Genomic DNA, 23,491 nt, shown 5'->3' with positions numbered 1-23,491 from the left:
ATTGGAATACTTCGAAAGAAGTGGATGCATTATACATAATTTTTTGTATCAGGCAACCACTTTTATCGTTATTTTTTAATTTTCCAGCTAAGGGATTCAAATACACCAAAAATAAAAAGACGAAACGCTTTAAATTTATCCTCTTCCTTCTCTTTATTTGTCATTGTTGACTGTAGCATGTAGGCCTGTAAACCATGAGTTATGGTAAAAGCAGCTAAACCAAAATACGCAACAATATTGGCAGGTTTGGGGTATGGGTGAATCAGATTAAATAATAAAAATAACCACATTATGGCATATAAAAATTTACCAATAAATATAAACATTAATTGTCTTCTCGTATAAAAAGATAGCTGTGAACTTGACCGACGATTTTTTCCCGATGTAATTGCCAATTAGTAGGTATATGAGTCATTAACTCATAATCTTTTTCTGTTTCTATATAAATATATGCAGATGATTTAAGCCAATTGTTCTTTTCAAGCTGACTCACCGTTTGGGCAACCAGTGATTGATAAAATGGTGGATCGATAAACACAATGTCAAACTGTTTTTGAGCAGGTTGATTAAGCCATATTAATGTATTGGTGTGATGGATTTCAACTGTATCACAAGCAATAATCTGTTTATTTTTATTAAGCAACTGCACAACTTGTTTATCTTTTTCAAGTAATATTACACTTTTTGCACCTCGTGATGCAGCTTCAAAGCCTAATGAACCACTGCCCGAAAAACAATCTAAACAATCACTATCATAAATAACAGGCATTAACCAATTATATAAAGTTTCTTTAACTCTATCAGTAGTAGGACGTAGACCTTCTTTATCGAGAACTATCAATTTACGTCCACGCCATTTTCCACCAATAATTCTTATCGAACCATTCATACTAAATACCTTACTAGAATAGTTCTTGAGTGTTACCTTCAGAATCGGTCACACTTGTATCAACTTCTTGAGTTGCATAAGATGTTGGTTCAGTACCCTTAATAAAATATTCCGACATTGTTTTGGAACCTGATTGAGGTAATAACCCTGTCTTTTGGTCAATGGTTACAGAAATAACATTTTCGGGCTTGGTATCTTCTGTTATTGGTACATCCTGCAAGGCAATTTTCATATAATCAACCCAAACTGGATTGGCTGTAACAGCTCCGGCTTCTGCTCGAATAGTTCGACCCAATTTGCGTCGATGATCATCAAATCCCATCCATACTGTTGTTACAATATTACCACCAAAACCAGAAAACCAAACATCTTTTGATTCATTTGTGGTACCGGTTTTTCCCCCCACATCTTTTCTACCTAATGCTTTCACACGCCAAGCCGTACCTTGCCAATTAGAGCCACCAAAGACAATTGATCTAAGTCCATCTTTCATAATAAAAGCTAGACCACCATTTATCGTTTGTGGAGCATATTTGGGAGTAACATCTGTTGCTTTATTATCCAGATTGATATTTGGTAAAACCATATTATCATCTGATTTAAGATTAGCTTGTTCAGGCTCTTCATTACCTGATTCGTCTATTTCATTCTCCACATTATTTAAAGATACCGGTGTTGATTCAGTATTAATAACTTCATCAGTACAATTTTTACAGGCAATTAAAGGTTGATGCTGATAAATGACATCAGAACCATTATTGTCCTCAATTTTTTCAATTAAATAAGGCGAAATTAAATATCCACCATTGACAATCACCGAATAAGCTCTTGCTACTTGTAATGGAGTGAAAGAAGCAGAACCTAAAGCTAATGACTCATTAAGTGAGATATTTTCTTTTGGGAACCCAAATCGCTCTAAATAATTCGCTACATATTCAATTCCTACTGCACGTAACGCTCTAACCATCATTACATTTTTAGACATCCCTAAACCAATTCTTAAACGTAATGGTCCAGCATAACTTGGTGGCGAATTTTTAGGTCGCCAAGTAGCACTACCTGTTGAGCGCACAATAGGCGCATCATTGAGTAGTGTAGCCATAGTTAAACCTTTCTCTAATGTCGCTGTATAAATAAAAGGTTTAATATTTGAACCTAATTGACGAAGAGCTTGAGTAGCACGATTAAACTTACTTAAATAAAAATCATAACCACCAACAATTGCTTTGATAGCACCATTGTCTGAATCAAGTGAAACTAATGCTGCATTGACGGCTGGAATTTGTGCCAACGCCCATTTATCATTTATTTTCTTAACCCAAATGAGTTGCCCTGGTTTTAATGTATCAGATACTTTTTTCGGAAAAGATCCTTGTTTAGTATCACTAATAAATGGTCGAGCCCACTTCATATCTTGGAATGCAATAACGACTTTTGATTTATCGGTTAAAACGACGTTCGCTTCAACATCAGAAGATTGTGTAACAACACCAGGACACATACCACTATAACAACTATATTTTTTTAGCGTATTTTGAATTTGGTCATCATCCCATGCTTTTTCGTTATTTTTCCATAATATTTTTTCAGGACCACGATAGCCATGTCTTATATCATAATCAATAATATTTTTTTGCACGGCTTGCTCAGCTGCTAGCTGATCTGTTTTAGAAATAGTTGTATAAACTTTATAACCATCAGTATAAGCATTTTCGCCAAACTTATCATACATAAACTGCCTTGCCATTTCAGCAATATACGGAGCTGAAAATTCAATTTGTGGTGCATGATAACTTACATTAATTGGCTTACTGATTGCTTCATTGTATTGTGACTGAGTAATATAAGATTGATCTAGCATACGTCCCAAAACCCAGTCACGTCTAGTCCGAGCACGCTCAGGATGTGAAATAGGATTATAGGCTGAAGGCGCATTTGGCAAGCCTGCTAACAATGCTGCTTCATCTATGGTTAACTGTTCTGGAGTTTTACCAAAAAAGGTATAAGAAGCGGCTGCTACACCATATGCCCTAGAACCAAAGTTGATCATATTTAGATAAAGTGTCATGATTTCTTCTTTAGTTAACTCTTTTTCCATACGAATCGCTAAAATAATTTCTTTAGCTTTTCGTGAAATACTCTTTTCTGGTGTTAAGAAGAAGTTTTTTGCGACCTGCTGAGTTATAGTACTCCCACCTTGCGAAAACCCTTTTTGTTTTAAACCTATGTACATTGCTCGGACAATCCCAACTGGATCGATACCAAAGTGCTCATAAAATCTTGCATCTTCTGTTGCAATCACAGCATTAACAACAACTGGTGGAATTTCATTATATTTTAGTGGCGTTCGTCGACGCTCACCAAAAATTGCAATGAGTTCTCCATCTTTACTCAGAATTTGCAGAGGTGTTTGTAACCTTACATTTTTTAAGGTAGTAACATCAGGCAAGTCTTTTGAATAATAAGTATAACCAGCAATTGCTATGACTAAAGCACATAGAAAACAGCCGATAAAAAACTTAAGAAAAAATTTTAACACTTTAATTATAATCACAAATTATTCCTAGCTAAATTTTCAAAGGAAAAAGTTAGGGCAACAAAGCCATTTCTGTTACCCCACAAATAATTTAACACATAGTTTTTATAAACATTGATATGATGAATTTAATAATTTACTCATAGAGCTGATATATTAATCACTCATAGAAAGTTACTATAATTATCCGTATTATCTCCCATATTTAGCTTAATTTTAAGCAATTTTTAATAAAATCATTTATTAATTGTTTTTATTTAAACTAAGTTTTTATTATGTGGAGAACTAAATTAACTCTATCATTTCAACAAATAACAATAATATCAATTAGTTATTTAATTATAATTATTGAGTGTTTACTGAAATTTTCCGATACATTATTAAATGACTATACATTTATTACCCTATTGATCTTAATTATTGAGTGGTGGCGAAGCATTTGTTATTGCAAAAAAATCAAAGGAGAATTTGTAGTATTTCATTATATAAATCAGATCTATTGGTATAAACAGCGGTGGTATTTAAGACGTAATCCATTAATACTTCGTTACATTATTATTTTGAATTTGCAATCACGGAGAACCAATAAACGACATACACTTTTTTTAATGTCGGATAATTTTTCTCCTAATGATTGGCGTACTTTACGTTATTATCTATATCAAATTAGGTTAGCCTACTAAAACGTATCATTAACCTGAAACTTTAAAATATCAATGAGTTTTTTTTATCCAATATTGATAAGGTTTGGATTCTGTTTGTAATGAGAGCAGTTCATGCTCCATGTATCTGCAAAAACTCGGTACATCACGAGTAGTGGCAAAATCATCAGCGATCAAATAAAGTACTTGTCCTATAGCCAGTTCTCTAATGGCTTTTCGCACTAGCATGATAGGCTCTGGGCAACGTAATCCCAGAGTATCAAGTTTTTTATCAAAAGTTAGCGTCATATAATTTAATTAGATAAATTTATAGTAATAAATTATTCAAATAATGTGGTACGGCATCATCAACGTTTGAACCAATTACCTCTAATTGAGGTAGTTTTTGACGTAAATCTAAACTAGCATTTTGCATAATACAACCTTTTCCTGCCATTTTTAACATCTCAAAATCATTCATGCCATCACCAAAAGCAATACAATCTTTTAGATCAAGACCAAGTTTTTCAACTACCTTTTTTAGGGCACTGCCTTTTGATACATTTTCAGCCATAATTTCAAGACAATTTAAAGATGAAAATGTGATGCTCATTTTATTACCATATTTTTTATCAAGCCTATTTTTTATTTCGACTAAATGTGGATGTAATGAATCATTACTGATTGTAAAGTAAATTTTGGCAATATCGTCGGCTTCAAAATCAGATGGATTAAAATATTCGTAAGTAAAATCTGTATCTCTAAAAAAACTTAAGGAATAGTTATCTTCCTTATTAATAAGCCAATTATCACCTCGGTAAACATGCGTGTACACTAATGGATCATCAATACACTCTTTTGCTACCTCGCATGCTAATGTTGGCTCAATACTTTGACCGAAAATTAAGTTACCCGAACTATCATGCACTCTAGCGCCATTAGAGGTGATCATAAAAGCATCAATCTCCATGTTTTCTCGCATTTGAGCCACATCAATATGATGTCGCCCTGTTGCAAACACAAAATGGATATCTTTTTTACGCAAAGCTTGAAGAACTTGTTTAGTATAAGGCGATAAGCAATGCTCAGGAGTTAATAAAGTGCCATCTAAATCAGAAGCTACAACACGAAACATAATATTCTCAACTTTTATAATAATTTGTAATGGTGATGACTAAAAAACAAACATTGAAACAATAAATTAAGTTTCAAGGTAAACCATAGAAAAATAAACTCTGTATGATACAACTCTAATAGCATTTACTCAACTAATTGCGGTGTGATAAAAATAACAAGTTCTTTTTTTTGCTGTTTTTTGCCTTTATATTTAAATAAATTACCAATAATCGGAAGATCGCTCGCATTTGGCACATTTCGTTTAAGATTATCGTTAGTTTGCTGAAAAATACCACCTAAAACAATAGTTTCGCCATTATTGACTTTCACTTGTGTTTTAATTTCTTGGGTATCAATAGCCAATGCTTCCCCTCCTTCGCTACGTTTAATTGAACGCCCTGCGGTATTTTGAGTAATATACAAATCTAAAAGCATCTGATTATCTGATAGTATTTTGGGCGTCACTTCTAATCCTAAAACGGCTTGCTTAAACTCAATAGAAGTTGCGCCATTATTACCATTTGAAACTTCATAAGGTATTTCTGTACCTTGCTTTATTGATGCCATATTATGGCTAGATGTTAATAAATTAGGACTGGCAATAATTTCAACTTGATTTTCAGACTCTAATGCTGATAGTTCCAAATTAAGCAAACTACCAGAAATTTTAGCTAAATTGAAACTTATAGTAGATGAAGGGTTAGTAATACCCAATCCAACATCAAATTTATCTAATAGTTGAGATGATCGCCCAGAATAGCCCCATTTAATACCCAATTCATTCATACTTTCACTATTCATTGTTACAATATGTGCAGATATATGTACTTGTGGTATTGGTTTATCAATAGACTTAATCAATTTTTTAATAGCTTTAAACTGCTTTGGTAAGTCCATAATAATAAGTGAATTGGTTCGTTTATCCATAATCACTTTGCCCCTTTCGGATAATAATCCTTGTTGTAGAATAGTTTCATTTAAAGTGGCAAGATCAGCATGATTAATTGCTATAGACAAAGATTCAAGTGGCTGTTTCTGCTCTTGTTGCTTCAATTCTAATTGCTTTCTTTGTTCTAAAATTTCTGGTTCGATAGCTTTGGAAATATATAAAATATTATCATCCATTGTAGCTTGTAAATTGGCCGAATCTAAAATAATGGACAATGCTTTTTGCCAATCTATATTTTGTAGTTTAATGGTTTGTTTTATCGATAAATTCTCACTCATAATAAGATTCATTTGTTTGCAATCAGCTAAAGCTTGCAGAATAATGGCTACATCTGTTTGATAAAAATTCATTGAAATCAAATCATTATTATGCAGCTCAACATTTGAAGACAAATTAAAACTTAACTGATTTTCGTTAGCTCTAACAGCACTTATCATCATGTTCATAGAGATCAAACAGATCATTGTTATTCTTGATAATATGCTTTGATATTGATGAATCGATGACAGATTTTTTGTTTGCATATTTTTATGACTCATTTAATGACATTGTCCATTCAATAGTTTCATGACAATAATCTGCTAAATTAGCTTGCCACACAATTTTATGATTTTGCCAAGATTGAACAAACCAAGGAAATAATGCCTTAGACTGAACCTCGTGATTTATGGCAAACCACTGATTTTCTGAATATAGCCAAATTTGGGGGAAGTGATAACTTTTGTGTTGGATAAGACCTTTGAATTGCCAAGCCTGTATCTGTTTTATTAATATCTCTTTCTGTTCATTACATGACAGTTGCTTTGATTCAACAAATGGATCTCGATAAAAATTTAATTCCGCGATAGTATCAAAGCAGTTGATAGTCAATGAACAACCTATTATAAATAAGCTTGCCTTCATTCAATTTTCCCTTTAAATAATAAGGTAAATATAATTTGTAGATAAGATTCCTGTTTAATTATCTTCAAATCTCGAAAATCAAGATAGTAATAATCTTTATTAAGCTCTGAAATTAAATTCATAAAATCAATAAAGTTACCATTAAGTTCAATATCCCAATTAATTGTTTCATCCGTTTGATAATGTTTGAAACCATTTAGTACCAAATGATTTCGTTCAATATATTGAGCAAATTCGTTTTGATTAATGATTGTCAATGAACTGTTTTGTTCAAATTGATAATGATTAAGCCTTGATTGTAATGATTCAATTTGTGACAGCTTTGTTTGGTATACCTTTTGTTGCTCATCTGATTGTTTGTTTATATCATGAATAAAAAACAGATAGCCAATAATAAAAATAATGACAGGTAACAAAATACAGAATAAGTATTGTTGCCAAAGTGGCCGATTTAAAAAATCACTATTCATTTAAGTTAATATCCACTTCAAAAAAAAGACTGTGTTTATTATTAGAAATTGTCTTGATTTGGCTTTTACTGACATTTTTATGTTGTAAAAGATTTAGGTTAAAATTAGTGAGTTCAATATAGTTAAAACTATGCCCTTTTATTGTTATTTTATTGGGTTCATAAGTGAACGAAGTTAACCATATATTTGTAGGTAATCGTTCTGAAATTAATATTAATGACTGCTGGATTTGTTTTTGACTCAATGAAGGATTAGGTAAATAAGTTGATAATTGTTCTTTTAATTTTTGCTCAATAAGCCCTTGCTGTGAAACGTCCATAATAAAATGGGTTAATTTTGTTTGGGCTTGCCTCCATATATAACAATATAAACAACTCATCCCCCCTATCCAACATACTATAACAATAGATAAATAGAATTTTTGCTTTTTATATTGATTTTTTCGCCATGGTAAAAAATTAAATTTTTTATTATCATATATATAACCAATAAAATTGATTAAACATTCATTTTTCTTTAATAACTCAATCCAGCCATTAACGTAATCGCGCTCACATATTGCAACTATAACTTGCTTTTGTTTCTGTTTATCAGTTAAAAAAATGAAATCAAAAAAGACATGTTTAGCTGACAATTCAAATAACTTATAGATCGAAGCTTCAATATACAAAGTAATTTCATTGGGTTGCAATTTCACATCCGGCATAGTTAATTTTGTCAATTGAATATAGTTATCAGAAAGGTTTATTTCATATTTTGTATATTTTGGTAACTTAGCTTGTAATTGGCTAATAAAAATATCAATATCATTGAAATTTTGATAATCATATTCAATTAAATCTCCAAAAGGAGAAAACTTTAATAGCCCATTAGATTGACTTATCTTATATCGTATAGTTTTGGGTTCGACATGAATTACAACCCTGCATTTATCTTTTATCTTCATCAATTAACTGCCCATAAAAATAATTTCATCCATAAATCATAGTTACAACAACTGATGTAAACATAAATAAAAGCTGTTTTTGTGATTCATCACTCAAAAAACGTTTAAAATTGAATCGAACAAAGCTGTTTTTGCAGAAAATTAAAAAAAAAGGTTGACTGAAATAAGACGTGCCTTATAATGCACATCCACACGGTAAGGGTGATTAGCTCAGTTGGGAGAGCACCTCCCTTACAAGGAGGGGGTCACTGGTTCGAACCCGGTATCACCCACCAATCTTTACCGTGACGTTTTAGAAATAAAACATTTGGGGTGATTAGCTCAGTTGGGAGAGCACCTCCCTTACAAGGAGGGGGTCACTGGTTCGAACCCGGTATCACCCACCACTTTTAGCAGTTTTCTATATGGGTTGTTAGCTCAGTCGGTAGAGCAGCGGACTTTTAATCCGTTTGTCGAGCGTTCGAATCGCTCACGACCCACCACTTTTTTTAATTTTCTGTTTTACCAATCAAAAACAATAAGTACATATATTGAGTTATAAGAACACTAGCATTCAACTAATTTGTTGGGAATGAATCCTCAGTGTATAGTGTATGTGTTGTGAAATGTTCAGAAACATCATGTGTTAATTAATCAAGCACAAAATCGACCGATTATCTCTTTTTTATAAGATCAAAACGAATAGTAATAAATCAAACGGTAAAAACACAAATTCATTATATTAATACGTAAACATTTTTTATTAATATGAAATATTGATTCAAAAAGATCAAGTACACGAATGGTCAAATAGTCAAGTTAACTCCTCTCCGTTTTTCAACAAGATGTAACGATTCAAATCAATTCTATTTGATAAGCTTTGTTAAAATAGAAAATACCATATTAATTATTTATAACACTTATATTTTAATCAACAATAAATCAACTAACATCCTAAATAATTATCATGTAAAATATATCAATATCAAAAGGATATGATTTAGGGAATATTATGAAAAAATTACTATTATCGGCATTTATTATGATCAATTTGTTGACCGGTTGTAGTGCTGATTCTGATTATAATGAAGTTGAGACTTATAACGATAAAGATGTGCTAAATAAAAAAGCTGCTGTATTACAGGATGCTGCAGCACAATTTGCTTTAGGCGCCAATTACTATTTTGGACAAAATGGTTATACCCAAGATTATAGCCAAGCTAAAAAGTGGTTTGAAGCGTCAGCCAAGCAAGGATATACGTCATCTCAATATAATCTAGGTCTTATGTATAATAAAGGAGAAGGAGTAAAACCTGATTATAAAAAAGCAATAATGTATTATGAACAAGCCGCTCAGGCTAACTTTGTGAGAGCGCAAAATAATTTAGGTTTTATATATTATGAAGGTAAAGTGGTTCCACAAGATTTAGATAAAGCGAAATTCTGGTTTGAAAAAGCTGCTAATCAAGGTCATCTAAAATCTCAATTAGCGTTAGCAACCATATATCTGTCAAATAGAAAAAACTACCCTAAAGGATTAGAACTACTTAAACAAGCGCTAAAAGCCAATAATCCTGAAGCACAAGTATTAATGGGCGTATTGTATTATAATGGAACAGTATTATCACAAGACATGAATGAAGCCAAAAGATATTTTGACATGGCTTGCAAAAATGGATTACAAAAAGGATGTGAACTCTCCAAAGATATTAAATAACAACAAATTAATAAAAAAATCTTTCAATTTTTAATGGCAAGATGTTTAAGTGTAATTAAATGAGATTTCCATTATATTTATATTATTTATGATATTTTAACCTAATATATGGCATCATATACAAACTAGGTAATCTAAAGCATGCCAACGAATGATTTACTGTAGGATGAAGTATGATCAAGTTCTTTGCTAAAATTATATTAGGCTTATGTTTCAGCATTTTTGTCAGTGCTAATCAGCAAATATTATTTGATTTTAACCAAGAATATCAGAAAGCTACTGAACAAAACAATGCTGAAGCTCAATTTCATTTAGGTATTATGTATGCTAATGGAACCCATACTAAAAGACGTCACTTCAAAGGTATTGAAAAACCAATTGAGCAACAAGATGAATCTCAACCAGATTATACTAAAGCTAAAGAGTGGTTTGAAAAAGCAGCCAATCAAGGTCATATTGAAGCACAACATCAGCTTGCTTTACTTTATTATAATGGTCAAGGGACTAAACAAAATTATTCACAAGGAATTAAGTGGGATACCAAAGCTGCAAAAAAAGGTAATGTGATAGCCCAATATACTTTAGCTAACCTTTATTATAAAGGTACAGGCGTAAAACAGGATTATTTCAAAGCAAAACAATGGTTTGCTAAAGCAGCTGAACAAAACTACTCTGATGCCAAAGAACAATTGGCAATTGTATCCAAAAAGGTATCAGCGATTGTTGCTAAGCAACAAGCAGCTAAAAAACAAAAAAGTAATAATGATTGTGGTTGTTACTAACATAAAATAATTACAACTCTATGTTCTATTATCACAGGTAAGCCTAATAACCTTGATATTAAAGTCAGATCATATATCACAAGAAAGTAAAATAGAGATTTAATAAATTTATTTTTTTACTAAAACCTAGGTGTAACCTGTAACTCTTTCAGCAAAAAACGAGTGAAGAATACGTTACCATTGAATATTAATTACAGCAAAAATCGTATTTGAAAAGCCCTTAATTCATAGTTTGGATGATTATAAAATAGAATAATAAAAGATATACTAACTGGTGACGATAGTAATATTATTGCCATCACTAAGATAGCAATAATATTAAACAAGATAACTTAATGAGTTAATCCATAACCGAATGGATATAAAGATTTCATGTCATTTGGTAAATCAGTAGCTTGTTGAAGTACACTTTCCATTGAATCAGGTAAAGCAAAAGGCATTTTAGCGTTATACGGTTTATCAGCAAACAAACGTTCAAATAACACTTCATCATTTACACCAAAATTAGCCACAATAGCGCTAGCATATTGTTTTATCGGTGTAAGAACGGCTGGTCTATCTAAATAGACTGTTACAATAACAGGATGTTTTTTACTTGCCTTGGCGATAAAGTCAATATTTTCATCGTTTTCAGGGAACGCAAGTGAACCTTCATGATGTCTTAAACCAAAAAAGTAATTTTTATGATTTTGCTCAAAAGGTGCGTCAATACGTGCAACCACCACATCAGCATCATCAATATCATCAACAATTGTCACTTTATTTTTTAATTGATTTTTTGCTTCCGCCATAAAACCATGTAAGTAAACTTTTTTATCAGTATCTAGTGGTAAGGTTTGTTGTTCATTTTCAAGCAATACCATTGAGTTAAATTGTGCTTTATTTGCAATTTGTTGGAATTGTTGATTACCAACAAATTTGCTTGCTTCAGTTGGATCATTATAAGGTGTTTCAAATTGGCCTAAAGCAAATTTTTGCGTCAAAATTGCCAATACTGCGCTGTCTATTAGTTTCTCATCTAGTTTATTACTTTTAACTGCCGAGACAATAGTTGAACTGTCGCTTACACCTCCAAATTGTTGAACACCCGCTAGGATAGCTTTAATAAAACGCTCTTCAACTGTTAGATCCTCAACCCCCCAAGGCATTCCTTCTGCTTTAGGTGCAACACCTTGAGGCGAGCCGTTAATGCAAACTTCATTACAATCTTTAGTAATATTCCAATCACTCATGATGACACCTTTAAATTTATAGGTATCACGCAGTAAATCTTTCAATAAATAATTGTTAAAACCTGCACCAACCAGCTCGATTTTATGATTATTTATTTGAGCATTTTTCAATATAGAGTATGTTGGCATTATAGCTGCAACATTCACCTCAAAAGCACCAGTAAATGGAATAATATGCAGTTTCAAACTATCATTTTGGGTAAATAACGCATATTTGCCATAAAAACTATGGCTATCAAGCCCTTTTTCGGCAGCACCATAACCCACCCAATGTTTAACAACGGCAGAAACGCTTTGTGTATTTAAACCATCTTTACCATTTTGCATACCTGATATATAACCGCGCACCATTTTTTTGCTTAATTCTGGGTCTTCGCCAAAAGTACCTTCAAAACGAGCCCAACGCGGTTCAGTACCTAAATCGGCCATTGGAGATAATGCTTGAGTTACCCCCAAAGATCGATATTCTTGTCGAATAATATCGCCATATTCGTTAATGTCTTTCTCACTACCAATAGCAGCCATCCCCAATGTACCAGGCCATTGGCTAAAACCACTTTTACTAGTCACTTGATTACCATAATAGAATGTATTTCGAGGATCGACACTGATCGTCAGAGGAATAGATAGACGTGATAATTCGGCAATTTTTTGCAACTGGTTATTTTGTTGTGCAAAGTCTTCTGGGCTGACTTCTAAACGGGTGATTAAACTATTTACTTTATCATTTAATACCAGATTCTTGATTTCTTCTAAATTATATTTATCACCATGACCAAGTTCATCATTCAAACTTCGAGCATTGCCATGCATCATCATTCCTGCTTTTTCTTCAAGCGTCATTCTAGCAAGTAAATCCTTAGCGCGCTCAGCAGGTGTTAAACGCCAATCTTCGTATGGTGTTAGCTTCCCATCTTTATCCATATCTTTAAATTTAAGATTATCAACAGTGATGGTTTTCAATTCTTGACTTTCAATTTTAACCTGATCTATTGCCCATAAAGGGTTTGATACAAGTGCAGAGCTAATCAACAATGCTAGTAGCTTCAATGTTTTACGTTTCATATTATACTCCTTAGATAACTTATTATGTTTAAGCTAATTTTTGTGAGCTTAAAACAATAAAAACCTAAGCTCTTTGCTAACCAAAGTGCTTAGGTTTTGCCTGCATACTTGTTAAGTTTTACAGTAACAATCCGAAATTATTTTTAATAAACTAGCACTAATAATAGAAAGAAGAAATCAACAATTAAAATTAATTGATACAATTGTGATAATAATCACATTTTTTATGTTATTTTTTAAACAAACAACATTTTCTTATATCTTTCTAATATTTATTGAAAAAGCGAGCTAGCAAAGAAAGGAAAGTGAAAAGAGTTTAAATAAGTCAGAACAAAAATAAAATAAGGCGCAATATGCTTTAGCTAATGCTGTAACTAACTGAAATTGCGTCTAGAATAGATAATTTTGCCTAATGACCGTAATATACATACAGAATTAAACGATAAGCAATATAAAACATTACCAAACCAACTAAACAATCTAAAACCACCCACATTTTTTTTTGTTTAAATAAAGGAGTGAGTAATCTTGCACCATAACCAATACTAAAAAACCAGATGAATGAAACACATACAGCACCAATAAGAAAAGCCATTTTTTGTTCACTATTTAACGTACCTGCAATACCACCAACGATAACAACAGTATCTAAATATACGTGTGGATTGAGTAAAGTAATGGCTAATGTCGCCAAAATTACTTTGACTAAACTGTTGTTATTTGAATCTTGCGATTGGACTTGCATACTGCTAGTACCTTTAATTGCACTTTTAAACGCTTTAAAGCCATACCAAATTAAAAAAAGTGCACCTAATATCGCTAATATATTCGTGATAAAGGGATTATTACTGATAAATGTCCCAACCCCAAGAATACCAATTGACATCAAGACAAAATCACAGATAAAACAGATTCCCGAAACATAAAATATATGATTCCGTAATAATCCCTGCTTTAAAACAAATAGATTTTGTGCACCAATGGCAATAATTAGACTGGCTGAAATTAATGCCCCTCGTAGGATTTCTGAAATCATTTTGTTAAAATATTAAGTTAAAATGGACAAGCATTGTTATATAATTAATACCATTAATCAAATAGTTCAAATTATTTCAATCAGATAATTAATATTTAACTTTATCTAACCAATTTAATTGAGCTTTATCTCTATTAAAATAAAGAATTATCAAACCGATTGCTAACCACACAATACCTACAATTTTTGCATAATTATCAATGTGTAATAGTACGGGTAATAGCACCAAAATACCCACAATAGGTATAAATACATCAAGAAACCATGAAAGCGCACCTTTTGAACCTTTCTTCAGTTTAAAATAACCAATAACTGAAATATGTAACATAATAAATGCGGTTAAGGCTCCAATATCAACAAATGATACTAACGTCGGTAATCCCTTAGCATTATTAGCAGCAATAATCACTAAGCATAAATTAAATAGAGCTGCAAATATGATTGCCATTGTTGGAACACGGCTTTTCTGACTTACTTTGGCAAAAAAAGGTGGTAAGCGCTTATCACGCCCCATACTGAATAAAAGACGGCTTGCGGCAGCCTGCCCTACCATTGCAGCAAATGACGCGCCAATCGCTTTCATTAAACTTAATGCCCATCCCAACCATAAATTTATCTCTTGATTGACAATATGATAGTAAGCTTTGCCTTGTAGTTCAGGATGACTACGCAAATATTCAGAATCATAAGGTGAAAGTAAGGCTGCAACGTAAATCTGCATTACAAATAGACAACCAGCTAGAACTAAACAACTAATAATAGCCTTGCTAACTAAGTTGCGCTGACCGCTATTTTCTTCCGAGAAAGTGGCAATAGCATCAAATCCTAAATAAGATAAAACAGCAATCGATACGGCACTAAACAGATTACTCCAAGTAAATGCAGCTCCGCCAATAAAGGGTTGTAACCAATTTCGGTTAAGATCCGTTGTCGCTATGATCCAAATACCAACTAATAACACAGCAAATAGTACTATGATTTCAAACAATAAAATGATTAAAGTTATTTTGGCAGATTTTTTTACTCCAATTAAATTTAGAGTAGTTGTTAACACTACCGCCAAACAAGTCCATAACCATACTGGAACTTCGGGAATTAAAGCGTTGAGTGATATGCCACTAAATAAGTAAGCAACTGCTGGAATAAACATGTAATCAAGAAGCAACAGCCAACCGACTAAAAAACCCGCATTAGGATGAATACCTAAAGAACAATAAGCATAAACGGCCCCCGCATGAGGTAAAGCGTTCGCCATTCTGGCATACGAATAGGCAGTAAATGCCATCACCAAGGTTGCAACAATATAAACTAAAGCAATGGCACCATCACTTATCGCATCTAAAACACCAAATAAACCCACTGGTGCAGCAGGGCCAATAAAAAGCAATCCCAAAATAACCATATCTCGAAATCGCATATTTTTACTTAACTGTTGCATAATCATTCCTTTGTAACAATCTATCAATTAGATAAAATGTTAAATGATTACTGCAAAACTCACTAATATCAGCTAGTTATTAGATTATAATTTTTTGTTATAAGAAGATATTTACACATGTACTCGTATTTCATAGGTATAGGACATTTTTGCTGTCTTACCTAACATGATAGAGGCACTGCAATATTTTTCAGAAGCAAGTTTTATCGCATTTTCAACCGCTTCGTTATCCACATTCACACCTGTAATTACAATATGAAAATTAATTGTGGTATAAACTTTTGGTGAAGATTCTGCTTGAGCTTTATCAATTTCAATCCAAAGATCACGCACATCCTTTTTTTTATTTTTTAATATAGCGATAATATCATACGCCATACAACCAGCAGCGCCGTGCAATAAAAGTTCCATAGGACGAGCACCACGATTACGTCCACCATGCTCAATTCCGCCATCCATTACTAAAGAATGGCCACTTGCGGTCTCACCTATAAAACCGAAATCATCAATCCACTTTAAACGATCTTTCATTATTCACTCCTTTAAATTTATCTGAAATTTTTTATCAATTAGGCTAATTAACATAAGCTTTTTTAATCATTGTGCCATCTTTTAGCTGATTACTTTGTTAATCAATTAGAACTTAGTTTTAATTACTTTGCTAATCAATTTATCGTTATATATTAAACAACTCGGATAGAATAACCAAATTATTTGCAACAAAAATGAAACATATTTACAATCAATTAGCTACCCATGATTTTCATCTAGATAGCAAATAGACAGGTTAATAGCGTTATCCCACCTTGAGGATTAAAAATATGATTTTTGAGTTTGTCATCTTTCTCACTATCGGAGCAGCAGCTGGTTTGCTTGCAGGTATGTTTGGCGTTGGTGGGGGAGCATTGATTGTACCAGCTTTAATTTTTACGCTCGATCATTTTAATCTAGGTAACCATTGGACGCACCATATTGCTATAGCTTCATCCTTAGCAACAATTATTGGCACTAGTTTATCATCAAGTTGGATTCAAAATAAAAACAAAAATATCGAATGGTCAATACTAAAAAAGATGGTGTTAGGATGCATTATCGGTACAATTGGCGGTTCTTACATCGCTCCTTATATTCCAGGAATATGGCTAAAATGGCTATTTATCATTTTTCTAATTTATGTTGGCTGTAAATTTATTTTTAAAACCAATAAAGTAATGCAAAATCAAAAATCTAAAGTGAATTCGTTGGGTGACAGTATTTTTATTGCTGTTGGTACCTTAATTGGCACTTTTGCTGCGCTTGTTGGTGTAGGTGGCGGTGTACTTGTTGTACCATTTTTGAAAAAATGCGGAATAGATATGCGTAAAGCAATTGGTACATCAGCAGCATTCACCTTACCCGTTGCGCTTGGTGGCACCATTGGTTACATTATTGCTGGTTGGAATATCCAAGAACTTCCAGAATATAGCTTAGGTTTTATCTATTTACCTGCAGTATTTTCAATTATGCTCACCAGTATGCCTATGGCAAAAGTCGGCGTGCAAATTGCGCAAAAATTACCAGTAAATAAACTGATTACCTATTTTGGTATTTTTTTATTACTGCTTGCAGTAAAGCTTATCGTTTCTTAGCTTTGAACCCTACTTTTCTTAAGGTTTCTTGAAAGAGTTAATTCTGATAATTAAACAGATAGTTTTGTAAAAATTATTCAGGAGTCTATATCGTTTCAATTTTAAACAATTAAAAAAGTCGCTAATGTGACTTTTTGATTAGTTTGCGAAATATGCTAAGTGTTATCTCACTTCTTTCATCGTTAAATCTTATTTCCATACCACTAATAGGATATGTGACGTGGTTATAGCATATAATCACTGAGAAGTTTAAAGAGTTCTTACTAGTTATATCGCTAAAATAGATAATTTTGTAAAAATAATTCAGGAGTCTATATCATTTCAATTCAGAACCATTAAAAAGGTCGCTAATGCAACCTTTTGATTAGTTTATGAAATATGTTAGGCGTTATCGCGCCTCTTTCACCGCTAAGCCTAATTGCCATACTGCCATAGCGTAATGCGTACTATGATTATAGCGAGTGATGACATAAAAGTTTGGTAAGCCATACCAAAATTGATATCTATCGCCCATATCCAACCGCAGTAAACTGACCTTATTATGGCCATCTAATGAACTTTTCGGTTTTAATCCTGCTCTAGCTAACGTTTCAACGGTGTATTTTGTACTAAAACCCGTATCAAGTGATAGCGCTTGCCCATCGGCGATAACCGCGACTTTTTTACCACTTTGCCAACCATGTGCTTTAAAGTAGTTAGCCACACTGCCGATTGCATCAACCGGATCCCACAAATCGATGTGACCATCATTATTAAAATCGACAGCATGATTTCTAAACGCTGATGGCATAAATTGACCGTATCCCATTGCCCCGGCAAATGATCCACTTAGATCAAATGGGTCAACGCGTTCATCACGGCACATAACTAAAAAGTGTTCTAACTCATTCGAAAAATATTGTGCTCGTCTTGGATAGTAGAAAGCAAGAGTTGATAGAGCATCAATGATTTTGGTTTTACCCATCACTCGTCCCCAACCCGTTTCTACACCAATAATACCCACAATAATTTCAGGCGGTACACCATATTGGTCATACGCTCGTTGTAACTCTTTTTTATAATTATTCCAAAATTCTACCCCACGAGGTAAATTACTTGGCGTGATAAATTTGTTTTTATAACGGATCCATGCACCATTAGGTTTAGGTACTGTAGAAGAACCTGATGTTGGCGCTTGCTTATCCATTAAATTGATTACCCAGTCAAGTTTGTTGGTTTGTGAAAGCACTTCGCGTAATTGCTCACGATTAAATCCATGCTTATTGACCATTCTGGTTATAAAATTTTCTTGATCAACAGCCAATGGCTCACTGTTGTTTTTTGGAGGATTATGTTCTTTTTCTAAATAAACTCCACCTTTAACATTAGATTGTCCGCGATGTTCTTGCATAGGCGATATTGAAGATTTCGCACTACTACAAGCTGTAAGCAACAATATTATGTTAATTAGAATGATGATTCGTTGCATATAAAACCTATAATTTATGTAATTAAAAAATCGACGACATCTTAAAGTAATTATTGTTTTTCAACAATATTTGAACAAACTTTTCCTTCAACAATCTGTCTGATATTATTCAAAGTCGTATCAGAAATATTTAACAAGGCTTCTTGGGTTAAAAATGCCTGATGTCCAGTAAAGATAACGTTATGACATGACGATAGACGACGGAATACATCATCTAATATTACATCGTTTGATTTATCTTCAAAAAATAGGTCGCGCTCGTTTTCATATACATCCATACCTAAAGCACCTATTTTGGTCTGTTTTAATGCATCAATAGCGGCTGTAGCATCCAGTAATGCTCCTCGACTGGTATTAATAATCATGACACCATCTTTCATTTTTTGGAAAGATTCTTTATTCAGTAAGTGATAATTTTCCGGTGTCATTGGACAATGTAATGTGATGATATCCGATTTAGCATAAAGTTCGTCTAATTCGACATATTGCGCACCAAGTTCGACAACAATGTCATTTGGATATGGGTCATAAGCTAAGATATGCATGCCAAAACCTTTTAAGATGCGAATCGCTGCTTGTCCAATTTTACCCGTCCCGATAACGCCTGCAGTGCGGTTGTGCATATTAAAGCCTGTTAATCCATCTAAAGAAAAATTAGCATCGCGTGTACGTTGATAAGCCTTATGGGTACGGCGATTAAGAGTCATCATTAACGCAACCGCATGTTCAGCAACCGCTTCAGGTGAATAAGCGGGTACACGCACAACGGTAATACCTAATTTTTTTGCCTCAGCAAGATCAACATTATCGAATCCAGCACAACGTAATGCTAGAATTTTTATGCCATATTCAGCCAATTTGTGTAAAACTTTTTTATCAACTTCATCATTCACAAATACACAAACTGCATCATAACCTTGCGCAGTAACCACCGTTTTTTGGCTTAATTTGTGTTCATAATATTCGATATCGAAACCAAATTTTTTATTGGCGATTTCAAGATGCTCTTTGTCATAATGTTTACTACTGAATACAGCAATTTTTGTTGGATTTTTCATATTATCACACCCCTTTGAATGGTGATTAGTTGATCTATTAATCGGTCGTTTTCTTTGATGCTTGATTAATAACAGCGTTTTGAAGCATTTTTTTGCATGCTCCAAATTAGTGAAGTTTTTATTTCAAAACATCCATTGTCACAGTTTTCCAGTTTTAGAATCAGGCTTGAGATAATCCGTTTTATCTTGGCTTGCAGAATTATTTTTTATAGTTGTATGCTATGATAACACTTTGCGAAAAAACTAATCAATAAAGTTAAATAATGACTAATGAGCAAAATTCACTTGTAAAAACAATTTTTACCGAAAAAATGCTGATCTGTATTTTTACTGGATTTGCATCTGGTTTACCTTTTTATTTATTGTTGCAATTATTACCTGCTTGGCTAGAGAGCGAAGGTATCAATATCAAAACAATTGGCGCGTTTTCGTTAACACAATTTCCCTATATTTTGAAATTTGTCTGGGCGCCATTTATGGACAATATTTCGCTTTTCAATATAGGTAGAAGACGAGGATGGATGCTTGCTTCACAAATTGTATTAGTATTCTTTATCACAATTTTAGGTTTTTTCTCGCCTACATTAAACATTTGGATAATCGCTGCTATCTGTTTTATTATTGCTCTATTTTCAGCAACACAAGATATTGCCCTTGATGCATTTAGGCGAGAATTACTATTAGATAACGAACAGGGACTTGGCAACAGTATTCATACCAATGCTTATCGTGTTGCTGGTTTAGTACCAGGTTCGCTATCATTAATTTTATCCAATTATCTACCTTGGAACAGTGTTTTTATTATTACTGGGCTATTTATGTTGCCAGCAATCATTATGACATTGAAAGTTAAAGAGCCGATTAATCAAACGCCAAAAAACCATAGTATTGAAGATATCATCATTAAGCCATTTAGTGAATTTATTAATCGTCAAGGTATAAAAAGTGCCCTCACGATTTTAGCTTTTATCTTTCTTTATAAATTGGGTGACAGTATGGCAACCTCTCTAGCAACCCCTTTTTATTTACAGATGGGATTTAGCCGTTTAGATATTGGCTGGATTGCTAAAAATGCATCATTATGGCCAAGTGTATTTGGTGCATTAATGGGCGGCATATTGATGATCAAAATTGGGATTAATCGTGCACTTTGGCTATTTGGTTTTGTACAAGTTATTTCTATTTTAGGGTTTGCATGGTTGTCTGTTGAAGGTCCATTTACTGAAATTACCTACAATGCTAAAATTTTATTAGCTTTAGTGATTAGCTTTGAAGCGTTAGGCGTTGGGCTAGGATCAGCGGCCTTTGTCGCTTTTATAGCAAAAACAACTAATCCCCTTTATACAGCAACACAATTTGCATTATTTACAAGTATTGCTTCTATCCCAAGAACATTAATTAATGCCACTACAGGCATTATGGTTAATTATTTAGGATGGACAACTTTCTTTGGTTTATGTACGATTCTTGCCATACCTGGTATGTTACTATTATTAAAAGTTGCCCCATGGAATACAAAAGAATAGGAGAAAACATGGATAAATTAACACAAGCCTTATATTTTCGACACGGGTGTAAAAAATTTGACGAAACCAAAAAGATTGATCCTGCTGAAATTGAATATATTTTAGATGCAGGTCGCTTATCCCCTTCAGCATATGGACTGGAGCCTTGGCATTTTGTGGTGGTTGACAGCCCTAAAATTAAAAGCGAATTATCTGAGGTTTGTTTCAAGCAAGAGCAAGTGACCAGTTGCTCACATTATGTGATTGTACTTTATCGTAAATCAAACAGTTTTTCTTTACAAAGTGAATATTTCCGTAAGGCGATTGCACGTACGTTACCTGACCCAGATGATCAAAACAGTATTGATGTTATGTGTCAATCAAGGCTCAACTTTTATGAAAATGGTTTAGCCAGTGGCCTAACTATGAATCATTCATTAGAAATGCAGGCTTATCTAGCTTGTGCCAATATGCTCACAGCCGCCGCTTATCATAATATTGATTCCTGTGCGCTTGGTGGATTTCAACATGATGGTGTTATTAAAATTTTAGAAAATCACATACCGTCATTTAGTGGTGAAAATTTCGGTGTAGCACTCTGTTTAGCATTTGGTTATCGCATCAATGAACCAAAACCTAAAATACGCTGGCCACTCAAGGATATCACCACTTATCTATCTGAATAAATATAAATCGTCTGTTACTTTATGCCTCAAAGGTATAAAGTAACAATAAAATTAATGGACATTTAATTGATTGATTATGTGCCAAAATCGTTTGTAACTTAATCCAACATAAACAAATTCTCAAAAGAAAATAGCTCTTTGGTAACTTGTTAACCTTTTGGTATTATGGACTTTATATTTCTTTTTCTGATTTATTTTTTATACAACTTCTAAATTTTTCATGAGCAATCTATACTTCTTTCATTGTTTTTATAAACAATGTCAAACAAATCGATAATTTAAATTCATTTATTGAATGTTTTTTAAAATTAAGTGGATAATAAAAAAGATAACCTTTGCCAAATATTGAAAAAATAGCTTATCGTCATTACCTATCACTATAATAATCAATTTTTTTGCACGATAAAGATTGATAATGTTAGACTTAACAATTATTAATTGAGCGAGTTCTGTGTTTGATAGCCAGAATATAAATAAGGATTTAAAGATGAAAACTAAACATGCACGTTTACTAATACTTGGTTCTGGCCCTGCTGGCTATACCGCAGCCGTTTATGCCGCTCGAGCGAATCTTTCACCCGTATTAATTACCGGAATACAACAAGGTGGTCAACTTACAACCACAACTGAAATTGAAAACTGGCCTGCCGGAGCACCTGAATTAACTGGACCTGATTTAATGGATAAAATGAAAGAGCATGCCGAAAGATTTAATACTGAAATCATTTTAGATCATATCGATCAAGTCGATTTTAGTAGCAAACCTTATAAACTCTATGGCAGCGAAACAGAGTACAGCTGTGATGCTTTAATTATTGCGACTGGTGCTTCTGCTCAATATCTCGGTTTACCCTCTGAAGAAGCGTTTAAAAGTAAAGGCGTATCAGCATGTGCAACCTGCGACGGATTTTTCTATCGCAATCAAAAAGTAGCAGTAGTGGGAGGCGGAAATACTGCCGTCGAAGAAACTCTTTATTTAGCTAATATTGCCAGTGAAGTACATTTAATCCACCGTCGCGATAGCTTTAGAGCAGAAAAGATCTTAATGGATCGTTTAGCTGAAAAGATACAAGAAGGTAAAGTGATCTTACATACCCATCAAATTGTTGATGAAATATTAGGTGATAATATGGGCGTTACAGGGGTTAGACTGCGTAGCACTCAAGAGCCTAATCTTACTGAGGATCTATCTGTTATGGGCGTATTTATTGCCATTGGTCATAAACCCAATACCACTATTTTCGAAGGTCAACTTGAATTAAATGGTGGCTACATCAAAGTTAAATCTGGTACGCATGGTAATGCGACACAAACCAGTGTCGAAGGTATTTTTGCCGCAGGTGATGTGATGGATCATATTTATCGCCAAGCGATCACTTCAGCTGCAACTGGATGTATGGCGGCACTCGATGCTGAACTTTATTTGGATAATTTGAAATAAACTAAA

General features: G+C 33.2%; 22 protein-coding genes and 3 tRNA genes. 10 read left to right on the top strand and 15 right to left on the bottom strand.

Features of this window, described 5'->3' with window-relative positions; translation table 11 throughout:
• Positions 1-68: 68 nt before the first annotated feature.
• The 3 genes from GAPWK_RS03605 to GAPWK_RS03595 are packed head-to-tail and all read right to left on the bottom strand — an operon-like array spanning position 69 to position 3,434.
• The gene (locus tag GAPWK_RS03605) at positions 69-326 is read right to left on the bottom strand and encodes a DUF1145 domain-containing protein (protein ID WP_025314922.1); all 258 of its coding nucleotides are present in this window, start codon (positions 324-326) and stop codon (positions 69-71) included.
• On the bottom strand, positions 326-889 hold the full coding sequence (gene rsmD / locus GAPWK_RS03600) for a 16S rRNA (guanine(966)-N(2))-methyltransferase RsmD (protein WP_025314921.1): 564 nt from the start codon (positions 887-889) through the stop codon (positions 326-328). Before rsmD ends, GAPWK_RS03605 begins: the two co-directional genes overlap by 1 nt.
• A gap of 13 nt (positions 890-902) precedes the next feature.
• Entirely contained in the window at positions 903-3,434 is a 2,532-nt protein-coding gene (locus GAPWK_RS03595) for a penicillin-binding protein 1A (RefSeq protein WP_025314920.1), read from the bottom strand.
• A 266-nt stretch (positions 3,435-3,700) separates the two neighbouring features.
• On the opposite strand from GAPWK_RS03595, the gene GAPWK_RS15485 reads away from it, so the two are divergent.
• A complete protein-coding gene (locus GAPWK_RS15485; protein WP_080692418.1) occupies positions 3,701-4,108 on the top strand; it encodes a protein YgfX in 408 nt (135 codons plus the stop codon).
• Positions 4,109-4,138: 30 nt separating this feature from the next.
• Here GAPWK_RS15485 and tusA read toward each other — a convergent pair whose 3' ends face one another.
• The 6 genes from tusA to GAPWK_RS03565 all read right to left on the bottom strand — a co-directional run bounded on the left by tusA (position 4,139) and on the right by GAPWK_RS03565 (position 8,450).
• The gene (gene tusA / locus GAPWK_RS03590; RefSeq protein WP_025314919.1) at positions 4,139-4,375 is read right to left on the bottom strand and encodes a sulfurtransferase TusA; all 237 of its coding nucleotides are present in this window, start codon (positions 4,373-4,375) and stop codon (positions 4,139-4,141) included.
• Positions 4,376-4,394: 19 nt separating this feature from the next.
• On the bottom strand, positions 4,395-5,201 hold the full coding sequence (locus tag GAPWK_RS03585) for a Cof-type HAD-IIB family hydrolase (RefSeq protein ID WP_025314918.1): 807 nt from the start codon (positions 5,199-5,201) through the stop codon (positions 4,395-4,397).
• A 125-nt stretch (positions 5,202-5,326) separates the two neighbouring features.
• A complete protein-coding gene (locus GAPWK_RS03580; RefSeq protein ID WP_051516225.1) occupies positions 5,327-6,670 on the bottom strand; it encodes a secretin N-terminal domain-containing protein in 1,344 nt (447 codons plus the stop codon).
• Positions 6,660-7,034, bottom strand: a complete 375-nt coding sequence (locus GAPWK_RS03575; RefSeq protein ID WP_025314916.1) for a hypothetical protein — start codon at positions 7,032-7,034, stop codon at positions 6,660-6,662. The genes GAPWK_RS03580 and GAPWK_RS03575 overlap by 11 nt, the downstream gene beginning before the upstream one ends.
• Positions 7,031-7,504, bottom strand: coding sequence for a hypothetical protein (locus GAPWK_RS03570; RefSeq protein ID WP_025314915.1), 474 nt, complete (start codon positions 7,502-7,504; stop codon positions 7,031-7,033). The genes GAPWK_RS03575 and GAPWK_RS03570 overlap by 4 nt, the downstream gene beginning before the upstream one ends.
• On the bottom strand, positions 7,497-8,450 hold the full coding sequence (locus GAPWK_RS03565; RefSeq protein WP_025314914.1) for a PilN domain-containing protein: 954 nt from the start codon (positions 8,448-8,450) through the stop codon (positions 7,497-7,499). The genes GAPWK_RS03570 and GAPWK_RS03565 overlap by 8 nt, the downstream gene beginning before the upstream one ends.
• Positions 8,451-8,649: 199 nt before the next feature.
• Here GAPWK_RS03565 and GAPWK_RS03560 point away from each other — a divergent pair.
• The 5 genes from GAPWK_RS03560 (at position 8,650) to GAPWK_RS03540 (ending at position 10,928) form a co-directional block, all read left to right on the top strand.
• Positions 8,650-8,725, top strand: a tRNA-Val gene (locus GAPWK_RS03560).
• Positions 8,726-8,760: 35 nt separating this feature from the next.
• A tRNA-Val gene (locus tag GAPWK_RS03555) sits at positions 8,761-8,836 on the top strand.
• A 20-nt stretch (positions 8,837-8,856) separates the two neighbouring features.
• Positions 8,857-8,932: transfer RNA gene (locus GAPWK_RS03550), tRNA-Lys, on the top strand.
• A gap of 509 nt (positions 8,933-9,441) precedes the next feature.
• Positions 9,442-10,146: a tetratricopeptide repeat protein gene (locus GAPWK_RS03545; protein ID WP_025314913.1), complete on the top strand. Its 705-nt coding sequence runs from the start codon at positions 9,442-9,444 to the stop codon at positions 10,144-10,146.
• A 173-nt stretch (positions 10,147-10,319) separates the two neighbouring features.
• Entirely contained in the window at positions 10,320-10,928 is a 609-nt protein-coding gene (locus GAPWK_RS03540) for a tetratricopeptide repeat protein (protein ID WP_025314912.1), read from the top strand.
• 332 nt (positions 10,929-11,260) lie between these two features.
• On the opposite strand, the gene GAPWK_RS03535 is transcribed toward GAPWK_RS03540, so the two are convergent.
• The 4 genes from GAPWK_RS03535 to GAPWK_RS03520 all read right to left on the bottom strand — a co-directional run bounded on the left by GAPWK_RS03535 (position 11,261) and on the right by GAPWK_RS03520 (position 16,230).
• The gene (locus GAPWK_RS03535) at positions 11,261-13,225 is read right to left on the bottom strand and encodes a glycoside hydrolase family 3 protein (RefSeq protein ID WP_025314911.1); all 1,965 of its coding nucleotides are present in this window, start codon (positions 13,223-13,225) and stop codon (positions 11,261-11,263) included.
• A gap of 409 nt (positions 13,226-13,634) precedes the next feature.
• The gene (locus tag GAPWK_RS03530; protein WP_025314910.1) at positions 13,635-14,258 is read right to left on the bottom strand and encodes a LysE/ArgO family amino acid transporter; all 624 of its coding nucleotides are present in this window, start codon (positions 14,256-14,258) and stop codon (positions 13,635-13,637) included.
• A gap of 91 nt (positions 14,259-14,349) precedes the next feature.
• Positions 14,350-15,699, bottom strand: coding sequence for an APC family permease (locus tag GAPWK_RS03525; RefSeq protein ID WP_025314909.1), 1,350 nt, complete (start codon positions 15,697-15,699; stop codon positions 14,350-14,352).
• A gap of 111 nt (positions 15,700-15,810) precedes the next feature.
• Positions 15,811-16,230, bottom strand: a complete 420-nt coding sequence (locus tag GAPWK_RS03520; protein WP_025314908.1) for an OsmC family protein — start codon at positions 16,228-16,230, stop codon at positions 15,811-15,813.
• A 290-nt stretch (positions 16,231-16,520) separates the two neighbouring features.
• On the opposite strand from GAPWK_RS03520, the gene GAPWK_RS03515 reads away from it, so the two are divergent.
• Complete coding sequence (locus tag GAPWK_RS03515; RefSeq protein WP_025314907.1) at positions 16,521-17,327, top strand: sulfite exporter TauE/SafE family protein; 807 nt, start codon at positions 16,521-16,523, stop codon at positions 17,325-17,327.
• Between the two features lie 388 nt (positions 17,328-17,715).
• On the opposite strand, the gene mltB is transcribed toward GAPWK_RS03515, so the two are convergent.
• The gene (gene mltB, locus GAPWK_RS03510; protein WP_038517123.1) at positions 17,716-18,795 is read right to left on the bottom strand and encodes a lytic murein transglycosylase B; all 1,080 of its coding nucleotides are present in this window, start codon (positions 18,793-18,795) and stop codon (positions 17,716-17,718) included.
• A gap of 50 nt (positions 18,796-18,845) precedes the next feature.
• Entirely contained in the window at positions 18,846-19,853 is a 1,008-nt protein-coding gene (locus GAPWK_RS03505) for a 2-hydroxyacid dehydrogenase (protein WP_025314906.1), read from the bottom strand.
• 263 nt (positions 19,854-20,116) lie between these two features.
• On the opposite strand from GAPWK_RS03505, the gene GAPWK_RS03500 reads away from it, so the two are divergent.
• From GAPWK_RS03500 to trxB, 3 genes are all read left to right on the top strand, one after another.
• Positions 20,117-21,379: an AmpG family muropeptide MFS transporter gene (locus GAPWK_RS03500; protein ID WP_038517120.1), complete on the top strand. Its 1,263-nt coding sequence runs from the start codon at positions 20,117-20,119 to the stop codon at positions 21,377-21,379.
• Positions 21,380-21,387: 8 nt separating this feature from the next.
• On the top strand, positions 21,388-22,044 hold the full coding sequence (locus tag GAPWK_RS03495) for an NAD(P)H-dependent oxidoreductase (protein WP_025314905.1): 657 nt from the start codon (positions 21,388-21,390) through the stop codon (positions 22,042-22,044).
• A gap of 487 nt (positions 22,045-22,531) precedes the next feature.
• Positions 22,532-23,485, top strand: a complete 954-nt coding sequence (gene trxB, locus GAPWK_RS03490; RefSeq protein WP_025314904.1) for a thioredoxin-disulfide reductase — start codon at positions 22,532-22,534, stop codon at positions 23,483-23,485.
• Positions 23,486-23,491: the final 6 nt, after the last annotated feature.

This window comes from Gilliamella apicola (assembly GCF_000599985.1).
Taxonomy (GTDB): domain Bacteria; phylum Pseudomonadota; class Gammaproteobacteria; order Enterobacterales; family Orbaceae; genus Gilliamella; species Gilliamella apicola.
This window is presented reverse-complemented; position numbering and strand designations above follow the sequence as displayed.

Coding starts and splice junctions, on each gene's coding strand:
- GAPWK_RS03535 (WP_025314911.1), bottom strand. CDS start 13,225: ATGAAACGTAAAACATTGAAGCTACTAGCATTGTTGATTAGCTCTGCA.
- GAPWK_RS03575 (WP_025314916.1), bottom strand. CDS start 7,034: ATGAAGGCAAGCTTATTTATAATAGGTTGTTCATTGACTATCAACTGC.
- GAPWK_RS03570 (WP_025314915.1), bottom strand. CDS start 7,504: ATGAATAGTGATTTTTTAAATCGGCCACTTTGGCAACAATACTTATTC.
- GAPWK_RS03545 (WP_025314913.1), top strand. CDS start 9,442: ATGAAAAAATTACTATTATCGGCATTTATTATGATCAATTTGTTGACC.
- GAPWK_RS03580 (WP_051516225.1), bottom strand. CDS start 6,670: ATGAGTCATAAAAATATGCAAACAAAAAATCTGTCATCGATTCATCAA.
- GAPWK_RS03605 (WP_025314922.1), bottom strand. CDS start 326: ATGTTTATATTTATTGGTAAATTTTTATATGCCATAATGTGGTTATTT.
- trxB (WP_025314904.1), top strand. CDS start 22,532: ATGAAAACTAAACATGCACGTTTACTAATACTTGGTTCTGGCCCTGCT.
- tusA (WP_025314919.1), bottom strand. CDS start 4,375: ATGACGCTAACTTTTGATAAAAAACTTGATACTCTGGGATTACGTTGC.
- GAPWK_RS03520 (WP_025314908.1), bottom strand. CDS start 16,230: ATGAAAGATCGTTTAAAGTGGATTGATGATTTCGGTTTTATAGGTGAG.
- GAPWK_RS03500 (WP_038517120.1), top strand. CDS start 20,117: ATGACTAATGAGCAAAATTCACTTGTAAAAACAATTTTTACCGAAAAA.
- GAPWK_RS03525 (WP_025314909.1), bottom strand. CDS start 15,699: ATGCAACAGTTAAGTAAAAATATGCGATTTCGAGATATGGTTATTTTG.
- GAPWK_RS03515 (WP_025314907.1), top strand. CDS start 16,521: ATGATTTTTGAGTTTGTCATCTTTCTCACTATCGGAGCAGCAGCTGGT.
- GAPWK_RS03505 (WP_025314906.1), bottom strand. CDS start 19,853: ATGAAAAATCCAACAAAAATTGCTGTATTCAGTAGTAAACATTATGAC.
- GAPWK_RS03585 (WP_025314918.1), bottom strand. CDS start 5,201: ATGTTTCGTGTTGTAGCTTCTGATTTAGATGGCACTTTATTAACTCCT.
- GAPWK_RS03540 (WP_025314912.1), top strand. CDS start 10,320: ATGATCAAGTTCTTTGCTAAAATTATATTAGGCTTATGTTTCAGCATT.
- GAPWK_RS03565 (WP_025314914.1), bottom strand. CDS start 8,450: ATGAAGATAAAAGATAAATGCAGGGTTGTAATTCATGTCGAACCCAAA.
- GAPWK_RS15485 (WP_080692418.1), top strand. CDS start 3,701: ATGTGGAGAACTAAATTAACTCTATCATTTCAACAAATAACAATAATA.
- GAPWK_RS03495 (WP_025314905.1), top strand. CDS start 21,388: ATGGATAAATTAACACAAGCCTTATATTTTCGACACGGGTGTAAAAAA.
- mltB (WP_038517123.1), bottom strand. CDS start 18,795: ATGCAACGAATCATCATTCTAATTAACATAATATTGTTGCTTACAGCT.
- rsmD (WP_025314921.1), bottom strand. CDS start 889: ATGAATGGTTCGATAAGAATTATTGGTGGAAAATGGCGTGGACGTAAA.